This window comes from Streptomyces sp. NPDC002088, from assembly GCF_040296605.1.
Taxonomy (GTDB): domain Bacteria; phylum Actinomycetota; class Actinomycetes; order Streptomycetales; family Streptomycetaceae; genus Streptomyces.
The window spans coordinates 1-2,792 of record NZ_JBEOXO010000090.1; the positions used below are offsets into that span (position 1 = coordinate 1).

Here is a 2,792-nt window from a genome sequence, read left to right on the forward strand (position 1 = left end):
GTCCTCGCCTTCCTGCGCGAAGCCCCTCCCACAGAGGGCGAAGGGGACGACCTCGTCCTGTGCGTGCACAACTTCTCCCGCTTCGCCCAGCCGACCGAGCTCGATCTGCGGGCGTTCCACGGGAGGCATCCGGTCGAGCTGTTCGGCGGGGTGCGCTTCCCGGCCATCGGCGAGCTGCCGTACCTGCTGACTCTGACAGGGCACGGCTTCTACTGGTTCCGGCTCCGCAAAGACGCCGCCTAGAAGCCCGGGCGGGGCGGTTTCCCCCGCCCCGCCCGGGGCACGCATCAGTAACACCCCGACCCCCCGGGGAAAGGACGCGACCCATGTCGGAAGCCGTCACTCGCACCGCAACCACAAGCCCCGGCCTCCTTGCGTCCCTGGCTCCGCTGCTGCGGGAGTGGCTGCCACGGCAGCGTTGGTTCGCGGGCAAGGGACGCCCCGTCACCGGCTTCTCGCTGGTCGCGGCCACCGAACTGCTGCCGGCGGGCGGCACGCTGGGCCTGTACCACCTGCTGGTGCGCGCCCACCAGCCGTCCACGCTGGGCGCCCCGGCCCACCCCGGTGACTGTTACCAGCTCCTGATAGGCGCGCGCGAGGCGCTGCCGCCTCGGCTGGCGCCCGCGCTGATAGGACACGTGGCTCAAGGGCCACTCGCCGGACGGACGGTGTACGAGGCCCTGTACGACCCCCGGCCCGCCGATGTGCTCCTGGAAGCCCTGCGCTCCCAGGCCCGCATCGGCGGGCTGCGTTTCGAGCGGGACCGCGGCCAGGAGATCCGGAGCGGTCTGGTACCACGGGTGATGACCGCCGAGCAGTCCAACTCGTCGGTGGTCTACGGAGATACGTTCATCCTGAAGCTGTTGCGCCGCGTCGTCCCCGGCACCAACCCCGACCTGGAGCTGCCGCTGGCCCTGGCCCGCGAGGGCTGCGCGCGCGTACCGGCACCCACGGCGTGGCTGCGGGCGGAGCTGTCGGGCGAGGAGTACGTCCTGGGCGTGCTCCAGCCGTTCCTGCAGGGCGCCTCGGACGGCTGGGAGCTGGCGCTGCGCGAGCTGGCCAAGGGCGAGGACTTCGTCGCCGAGGCGCGGGCCCTGGGGCGCGCCACGGCCGAGGTGCACACGGCGCTCGCCCGGGCGCTGCCCACGGTGACCGTGGGGCACGCGCAGCTGCGGCCGCTGGTCGACGGCATGGTCGAGCGCCTCGACGCGGCCGCGCAGGCGGTGCCCGCGTTGCGCCCGTACGCTCCCGGCCTGTACACCGCCTTCGCGGCGCTGGCCGACCTGGCCGCCGAGGGCCGGACCTGGACCGCCCAGCGCATCCACGGCGACCTGCACCTCGGCCAGTGTCTACGCTCGCCGTCCGGGGGCACCTCCCACGCGTCGAGCGGTGGGGGAGCTTGGTCGCTGATCGACTTCGAGGGAGAGCCGGCCAAGCCGCTGGCCGAGCGGCGGATGCCGCAGCCCGCGGTGCGGGACATCGCGGGGATGCTGCGCTCCTTCGACTACGCCGAACACTCCGCGAGCCCGCCGGTGCCGGGCTGGGCGGACGCCTGCCGGGCCGCCTACTGCACCGGGTACGCCGAGGCCGGCGCCCCGGACCCGCGCACCGACCCCGTACTGCTGCGGGCTTACGAGACGGACAAGGCGGTCTACGAGGTCCTCTACGAAGCCCGGCATCGCCCCGACTGGCTCCCGGTCCCGCTGTCCGCGGTGCGCCGCCTCGCCGCGCCCGACCTGTCCTGACCTCACCCTCGCCCAGGAGGCTCCGTCCGTGACCCCCAGCCCTTCGTCCAACGGTTCGCATCCGAAGAAGACGGCCGAGGAGAAGACGACAGCGAAGAAGGCGGTGGCAAAGAAGGCGGTCGCGAAGAAGGCAGTGGCGAAGGAAGCGGTGACGAAGAAAGCGGCAGCCAAGAAGGCCGTGGCCGAGCAAGCCGTCACCACGAAAGCCGTGGCCAAAAAGGCGACCAAGAAGACTCCGAAGCAGGCCACCCCCAGGAAGCCGCCCGCGCAGCCCGTGCCGGAGCCCGCGCCCATACCCCTCGCCGTCTCCCCCGCCGTCGACGCACACGACCGCGAGCGCCTCCTCCACGGCACCCACCACGCCCCGCACTCCGTCCTGGGCGCCCACCCGGCGCCCGGCGGCGTGGCCTTCCGCACCTTCCGCCCGTACGCGCTGGGCGTGACCGTCGTGGCCGGGAACCTGCGCGCCGAACTGCACGACGACGGGGACGGGTTCTTCTCGGGCCTGCTCCCCCTGAACGACGTCCCGGAGTACCGCCTCCTGGTGGCGTACGAGGGGACGGTCCAGGACACCGAGGACGCCTACCGCTTCCTGCCCACGCTGGGCGAGCTGGACCTGCACCTGATCGGCGAGGGCCGGCACGAGCAGCTGTGGACGGCGCTCGGCGCCGAGCCGATGACACACCAGGGCGTGACCGGCACCCGCTTCACGGTGTGGGCGCCGAACGCGCGCGGGGTGCGGGTGACGGGCGGCTTCAACTTCTGGGACGGCACGGGACACCCGATGCGTTCGCTGGGCTCCTCCGGGGTCTGGGAGCTGTTCGTGCCGGGCATCGGCGAGGGCGAGCTGTACAAGTTCGAGATCACCCGCCCCGACGGTTCACGGACCGTGCGCGCCGATCCGCTGGCCCGCCGCACCCAGACCCCGCCCGAAACGGCCTCGATCGTGCACGCCTCGCACTACGAGTGGGGCGACGAGCAGTGGCTGGCGCACCGCGGGGACACGCCGGTGCACGAGGCGCCGTTCTCCGTCTACGAGGTTCATCT

General features: G+C 72.8%; 3 protein-coding genes. All 3 read left to right on the forward strand.

What is annotated here, in order from left to right; genetic code table 11:
• Window positions 1–243 (forward strand): alpha-glucosidase C-terminal domain-containing protein (locus ABT114_RS50105; RefSeq protein ID WP_351153981.1); only part of this gene is annotated, 243 nt, incomplete at its 5' end.
• Between the two features lie 83 nt (window positions 244–326).
• Window positions 327–1,745 carry a maltokinase N-terminal cap-like domain-containing protein gene (locus ABT114_RS50110; protein WP_351153983.1) on the forward strand — a complete coding sequence of 473 codons (1,419 nt, stop codon included), beginning with the start codon at window positions 327–329 and terminating at the stop codon, window positions 1,743–1,745.
• Window positions 1,746–1,773: 28 nt separating this feature from the next.
• The coding region (locus tag ABT114_RS50115) for a GlgB N-terminal domain-containing protein (RefSeq protein ID WP_502988547.1) at window positions 1,774–2,792 on the forward strand (1,019 nt) is incomplete at its 3' end.